This is a genomic window from Rhodococcus sp. NPDC059234 (assembly GCF_042754225.1).
Taxonomy (GTDB): domain Bacteria; phylum Actinomycetota; class Actinomycetes; order Mycobacteriales; family Mycobacteriaceae; genus Rhodococcus_G.
The window spans coordinates 1-5,961 of sequence record NZ_JBHZAH010000185.1 but is presented as its reverse complement, the minus strand read 5'-3'; the positions used below and the strand labels follow the sequence as shown (position 1 = coordinate 5,961).

Genomic DNA, 5,961 nt, shown 5'->3' with positions numbered 1-5,961 from the left:
GCACTCGTCGAGTGCGGGCCCTTTCGTCTGCCCGGCGCCGGCGTACGTTGGCGGTGGAACGGTCGATCGATGCGCGCACCCCGGAAGCACTGCGAGTTCCGCTTCTACGAGGAGCTGAACGACTTCCTCGCGCCCGCGCTGCGCAAGCGGACCTTCCCGCACGCCTTCGACGGCACGCCCTCGGTCAAGGACCGGATCGAGTCGTTGGGCGTGCCGCACACCGAGGTCGACCTGGTTCTCGTGGACGGCGTCTCGGTCGGCTTCGACCGCCGGTTGCGCGGCGGCGAGCGGGTCGCGGTGTACCCGGTGTTCGAGCGCCTCGACCTGACCGGCGTCACCCGGCTGCGCCCGCGGCCGCTGCGCGAGCCCCGCTTCGTCCTCGACGTGCACCTGGGCCGGCTCGCGTCGTACCTGCGACTGCTCGGCTTCGACTGCCGCTACCGCAACGACCTCGACGACGGCGAACTGCTGGCGATCTCGCTGGCCGAGTCCCGGACGCTGCTCACCCGCGACGTCGGGTTGCTGGGCCGGGCCGCCCTGACCCACGGCGCCTTCGTGCACGAGACCGACCCCCGGCGTCAACTGCGCGAGGTGCTCGACCGCTTCCAGTTACATTCGCAGACAATGCCTTTCACTCGATGCGCCCGGTGCAACGGGGTGCTCGCGCGGGTCGGCGCCGAGCAGGTGGCCGGGCGGGTGCCCGCCCAGGTCGCGCGGGAAAAGACCGAGTTCAGTCAGTGCCCGGACTGCGGTCGGGTCTACTGGCCGGGCGGTCACCAGGTCCGGTTGCGCCGTCGGCTCGCGGAGGTCGGGGTGTCGCTGTGACGCCGCGCAGCGCAGCGACGCTCACCACCGCAGCCGTCGCCGCGGCGCAGGCCACGGTGATCAGGATCAGTTGCCGCATGCTCGACGCCACCGTGAGGATCAGCGTCACCTCGACCGCCAGCCCCACCCAGGCGACCGTCGCCAACCGGGTGCGCTCGCGCGCGATCGCGGACAGCAGTGCGCCCTGCAGCACCGCCAGGCACGCACCGTCCAGCGCGAACACCCACAGCAGTCCCTGCACCGCCGCGTAGTCGTCGCCCAGGACCGCCGGCACGAGCGGAGCCGCGAGGGCGGCCGTGACGACCGCGACGGCCCCGATCCCGACGAGGACGCCGAGCGCGGAGCGGACCGCCGCCGCGGAATGTTCGGGGTTCGCCATCTTCGGGTACAGCACCACCCCGACCGCCGCGGGCAGCCAGAACGCGACCTTCGCGGCGACGGCACCCAGCGCGTACTGGCCGGCGTGCGCGTCGTCGAGCACCACCCGCGCGAGCAGGACGTCCACCGAGGACAGCACGATCAGCGCGAGCTGGACCTGCGAGGCCCGCAGCACCGCCGCCACCCCGACCGCGGGGCGAACCGGCGCGAGCCGCGGGCCGGCGCCGGTGACCACCCGCGCCATCACGGCCACCGCACCGGTCCCGACGGCGGACGCGGTCAGCGCGGCGCCGGGGCCGCCGCCGAGGGCCAGCACCGCGACCGCGGGCGCCACCTTGCCGATCCCCGCCGAGGCGAGCACCACCGACAGGGCCGCGAACCGACCGGCACCCTGCAGCAACCCCTGTTCCCCGGACAGCAGCACCAGCACCGGCGCGGTGAGGAGCGCCGCCGTCGTCGCCGCGACACCGGTGTCGAGGAGGGCGGCGATCGGCGCGACGAGCAGTGCGGCCAGTCCTGCGACGATCACCGCGCAGCGGGTGCCGAGCCTGCGCAGGTCGGCGGGGTCGTCGCCGAGCACCACCTGACGGGCCACGACGGTCTGCAGGGCCAGCGCCGGCACCGCGAGCACCAGCTGCGAGGCCGTCAGCGCCGCGAACTCGCCGTACCCGGCGGGCCGCAGCCACCACGCGGCCAGCACCGCCAGCAGGTACGAGGCCGCGTTCGCCGTCATCGAACCGATGGTCACCATCGTCATCCCGGCCACCGCGGTGGTGGCGGGGGTACGAGGCGTCATCCGCCCATGATCGCACCCACTACTGTCGAGCCATGATCGCGCGGCCCGCGGGGCTCTCCCGGGCGGTGCCCGCCCTCTACAGCCTGGCCTTGGCCACACTGATCCTGGGACCGCTGCTCGGCCCCGGCTACCTGCTGCTGCGTGACGCCGTGAGCACCCCGCGGTCGTACCCGACCGACTCGGCGCTGGGCCTGACCGACGCGGCCGCGCGCGCGGTCCCGCAGGATGCGTTGCTGGCGGTGCTCTCCGCGGTGGTGGACGGCGGTGTGGTGGTCAAGGCGATCCTGCTGGTGGCGCTGTGGCTGGCCGGATGGGGCGCGGCCCGAATGGTGGCCGCGTTGCTCCCGACTGTCGGGATGGGCGGGCAGCTGCTCGCGTCGACGGTGACGTTGTGGAACCCGTACGTCGCCGAGCGACTGCTGCAGGGGCATTGGAGCCTGCTCGCCGGCTACGCCGCGCTGCCGTGGACCGTCCTGGCGGTGCTGCGCCTGCGGCGCACGCGCGCGCCGTGGTCGTGGCGGTCGTGGAGTCCGCTCGCCCTGACCCTGGCCGCGGCGGCCCTGACCCCGACCGGCGCCCTGCTCGCCGCGACGCTCGCGCTGGTCCTCGCGGCGTCGCCCGGCGGGACCGGCGCGCGGTGGTCGCGGCTGGCGGTGACGGCGACGCTCGCCGTCCTCGCGTCGGCGCCGTGGCTGACCGCGACCGCGCTGTCCGGTGCCGGGGCGCAGGGCTCGGACCCGTCGGGGGTGGCGGCGTTCGCCGCCCGCGCAGAACCCGGCCTCGGGACCCTCGGCAGCCTCACCGGACTCGGCGGGATCTGGAACTCGGAGGCGGTGCCGGGCAGTCGATCCGGACTCTGGGCGGTGGCCGGGACCGTCGTCGTGCTGGCGATCGTCGCGTGCGGGCTGCCGGCGCTGTGGCGCCGGCGGGGCAATCCGGTGCTCGTCGCGCTGGCCGTCGTCGCCGCGCTGGCCGTCGTGCTGCCCGCGCTGGGCGCCACCGCCTGGGGGTTGCGGACCGGCGAGTGGGCGGTGGCACACGTGCCCGGCACCGGACTGCTGCGCGACGCCCAGAAGTGGGTGGCGCTGGCGGTCCCGTTCTATGCGCTGGCCGCGGCCGCTGGGGTGGGGGCGCTGCGGAGTCGCGATCGCGCGGGGCTCCCGACGGCCGCCGGCACCGCTCCGGCGCGATCGACGGCGGCCGCCGCGATCGCGATCTTCGCGCTCCTGATCGCGCTGCCCGACCTGGCGTGGGGCGTCGGCGGGGCGCTGCGCCCGGTGCACTACCCACCGTCGTGGGCCGCCGTCGCGGCCGCGCTCGACGGGCAGGAGGGCGACGTCGCGGTGCTGCCCGCCGGGACATTCCGCCGGTTCCCCTATGCCGGGACCGCCCCGGTCCTCGATCCGGCGCCGCGCATGCTGCCGCTCGACGTGCCGCAGACCGGCCGGCTGATCGTCGGCCCGTATCGGGAGCCCACCTTCACCGGCGGCGGCCGAATCGAGATCGGCGGCGAGGGCGCGCGCGCCGAACAGATCGAGGCGGCGCTGCTCTTCGGGCTCGACCCGCAGCACCTGTCGGATCTCGGGGTCGGCTGGGTGCTCGTCGAACGGGACTCGGCCGGGCCGCTCGATCTCGCCGAGGAGACGCTCGTGCGGTTGGAGCCAGTGGTCGGCGACGAGCACCTGGCGCTGTACCGGGTGCCCGGCCAGGTGGTACCGCCCCCGGACCGCTCGGGCGCCCGGGCCGCGTCGATCGCCGCACACCTGGTGTGGGCGGCGCTGCTAGCCGGCGGCGCGCTCGGCTGCGTACTCGGCGGGTACCGCCGGAACCGGTCCGATCAGGCCTGAGACGTACCGGCCCGCAGCGGATTCGGCGAGCACCGTGTGCACCCCAGCCGCGGTCTGCGTCCAGGAGAACTCCGCGGCCCGCCCGCGCGCCTTCTCGCCGAGCTCGGCGCGGCGCTCGGCGTCCACCAGCAACAGCTCGACGGCGTCGGTCAGCGCGCCCACCTCGTCGGTGGTGCCCGCGATCTCGCCGCCGACGACCAGTCCGGTCACCCCGTCGACGATCGAGTCGGTCAGGCCCCGCGAGCTGCGGTAGCCGACGGTCGGGACGCCGTGCAGGGCCGCCTCGATCACCGCGAGCCCCCAGCCCTCCTTGCGCGACGGCATCACGTGAACCCAGGCGCGAGAGAGCAACTCGTGCTTGCGTTCCTCGTCGACGTGCCCGTGGAAGGTCACCGCGTCGGCGATGCCGAGCTCGTGGGCGTGCCCGCGCAGGTTCTCCTCCCACCAGCCGCCGCCGATGACGTCGAGGTGCAGTCCGGGGTTGCGGGCCCGCAGCGTGGCGACGGCGGCGAGGGCGTCCTCGATCTGCTTGTGCGGCACCAGCCGCGAGAGCACGCAGATGCTCGGGTGCTCGGTGCGGGTGGCGTCGTCACCGGAGCGGACGGTCGGGGGCACGGTGTCGGCGCCGTTGCGGACCACCGCGACCCGCTCCGTGTCGACGCCGAGCGCGGACAGTTCCTCGGCGGACGGCAGCGAGACGGTCAGGTACTGGTTGCGGCGGTGCACCCGCGGCGACAGCACCGACTCGACCCACCAGCCGATGCGCCCGATCAGTCGTCCGGCGACCGGCCACTGCTCGCGGTGGCAGTGGTGCACCAGCACGGTGATCGGCGCACCCGCGACCACCCGCGCGAAGAACGGGATGCCGTTCTGGGTGTCGATCACCGCGTCGGGCGAGATGCCCTTGAGCGGTCCGAAGCCGAACCGGCCTGCGGCGATCGCGGCCAGCGCGCGCGGGTAGACGGTGAACCGTCCGCCGCCGCGGCTGATCCGGATGCCGTCGACGGTCTCCTCGCGCGGGGCGCCGGGATAGCGGGCGGTACGGAGGGTGACCTTGATGCCGCGCTCGGCGAGGCCGGCACCGACCTGCTCGAGATAGCGCTCGCTGCCGCCGCCCTGTGGGTGCCCGGTGTCGCGCCAGCACAGCAACAGAACCTCGCGCACGACTTCTCCTGGACCGTCGGATGTCACGACCGCGGCGCGGCCGCTGCTCACCATATCGGCTGGCGGCCTCCTGAGGTTTCGTTACCTCCGGCCGCGGCGCGGGGTCGCGACGCCGCTCGCTAGGGTTGCCTCCCGTGACCGCGCTCCCCGTGACCCGCATCTTCGCCCGTCGGGCCACCCTCCGGCGGTCGGTGGGACTGCTCTCGGACTTCCGTTACGAGCAGTCCGACCCGGACCGCTTCTACGGCGCGCTGGCCGGCGACTCGCTCGAGCTGATCGAGGACCTGTACGCGGGGACGACGGGGCAGAGCCTGGACGGTCGGACCGTCCTCGACGTCGGCGGCGGCCCCGGCTATTTCGCGGACGCGTTCCGCGGAGCCGGCGCCCGGTACGTGCCGGTCGAGCCGGACCCGGCCGAGATGCACGCGGCCGGCCTGCCCAGCCACGGCGGCATCCGCGGGTCCGGGATGGCGCTGCCACTGCGCGACGACAGCGTCGACATCTGCTTCTCCTCCAACGTGGCCGAGCACGTCCCCGAGCCGTGGACGATGGCCGACGAGATGCTCCGCGTGACCAAGCCGGGCGGGATGGTGGTGCTCTCCTACACGCTGTGGTGGGGACCGTTCGGCGGGCACGAGACCGGACCGTGGCACTTCCTCGGCGGCGAGTACGCCGCCCGGCGGTACGCCCGCAAGAACGGCCGCGAACCCAAGAACCGATACGGGGTCTCGCTTTTCGCCATCGGCGCGGCGGACGGCCTGCGGTGGGCGAAGTCCCAGACCGGAGGCGACGTGCTGGCCGCCTTCCCGCGCTACCACCCGAGGTGGGCGTGGTGGATGGTCCGGCTGCCCTGGCTGCGCGAGGCGCTGGTCTCGAACCTCGTCCTGGTCCTGCGCAAGCGGTAGGCGCTCCGCGCAGTGGTGCCGATGCGGAGTCCCGGGACTCCACATC

General features: G+C 74.5%; 5 protein-coding genes. 3 read left to right on the top strand and 2 right to left on the bottom strand.

The features are described 5' to 3' along the window. Positions 1-69 precede the first annotated feature (69 nt). Positions 70-825 carry a Mut7-C RNAse domain-containing protein gene (locus ACFXGJ_RS23780; RefSeq protein ID WP_378625718.1) on the top strand — a complete coding sequence of 252 codons (756 nt, stop codon included), beginning with the start codon at positions 70-72 and terminating at the stop codon, positions 823-825. On the opposite strand, the gene ACFXGJ_RS23775 is transcribed toward ACFXGJ_RS23780, so the two are convergent. Beyond that, the gene (locus ACFXGJ_RS23775; protein WP_378625717.1) at positions 731-1,999 is read right to left on the bottom strand and encodes a polysaccharide biosynthesis protein; all 1,269 of its coding nucleotides are present in this window, start codon (positions 1,997-1,999) and stop codon (positions 731-733) included. The genes ACFXGJ_RS23780 and ACFXGJ_RS23775 overlap by 95 nt on opposite strands. Positions 2,000-2,031: 32 nt before the next feature. On the opposite strand from ACFXGJ_RS23775, the gene ACFXGJ_RS23770 reads away from it, so the two are divergent. Then, complete coding sequence (locus tag ACFXGJ_RS23770) at positions 2,032-3,846, top strand: hypothetical protein (RefSeq protein ID WP_378625716.1); 1,815 nt, start codon at positions 2,032-2,034, stop codon at positions 3,844-3,846. Here ACFXGJ_RS23770 and ACFXGJ_RS23765 read toward each other — a convergent pair. Next, on the bottom strand, positions 3,781-5,010 hold the full coding sequence (locus ACFXGJ_RS23765; RefSeq protein WP_378625715.1) for a glycosyltransferase family 4 protein: 1,230 nt from the start codon (positions 5,008-5,010) through the stop codon (positions 3,781-3,783). The two genes, ACFXGJ_RS23770 and ACFXGJ_RS23765, sit on opposite strands and share 66 nt — an antisense overlap. Before the next feature lie 149 nt (positions 5,011-5,159). Here ACFXGJ_RS23765 and ACFXGJ_RS23760 point away from each other — a divergent pair, with 149 nt between their 5' ends. After that, entirely contained in the window at positions 5,160-5,915 is a 756-nt protein-coding gene (locus tag ACFXGJ_RS23760; protein ID WP_378625719.1) for a class I SAM-dependent methyltransferase, read from the top strand. Positions 5,916-5,961 lie beyond the last annotated feature (46 nt).

Excerpts from the sequence above, each read along its gene's own strand:
- ACFXGJ_RS23780 (WP_378625718.1), top strand. The coding sequence starts at position 70 with ATGCGCGCACCCCGGAAGCACTGCGAGTTCCGCTTCTACGAGGAGCTG.
- ACFXGJ_RS23770 (WP_378625716.1), top strand. The coding sequence starts at position 2,032 with ATGATCGCGCGGCCCGCGGGGCTCTCCCGGGCGGTGCCCGCCCTCTAC.
- ACFXGJ_RS23775 (WP_378625717.1), bottom strand. The coding sequence starts at position 1,999 with ATGACGCCTCGTACCCCCGCCACCACCGCGGTGGCCGGGATGACGATG.